1 pseudogene is annotated in these 219 nt (G+C 77.6%); it reads left to right on the top strand.

The features are described 5' to 3' along the window. Positions 1–219: pseudogene (locus tag G3I42_RS10165) on the top strand (lipopolysaccharide biosynthesis protein); the annotation flags it as partial.

The raw sequence follows: 219 nt of genomic DNA, 5'->3' as shown, positions 1-219 counted from the left end.
GAGCCCCGTCACGTACACCGCGACCGCCTACGTCCTCGCCGTCCCCGGCAAGGGCGGCGACCCCGCCTCCGCGCTCGGCTTCGCGCAGGCGTACGGGCGCGTCGCCACCCAGCTCGGCGTCCTCGGCGACGCCCAGGTCGAGGCCCGCGTCCCGCTCGCCACGCTCCGCTCCTCCGTCACCGCCGAGACCTCCCCGGACGCCCCGATGATCGCCGTCGG

Source organism: Streptomyces sp. SID11385, from assembly GCF_010548245.1.
In the GTDB taxonomy this organism is placed as follows: Bacteria; Actinomycetota; Actinomycetes; order Streptomycetales; family Streptomycetaceae; genus Streptomyces.
This window is presented reverse-complemented; position numbering and strand designations above follow the sequence as displayed.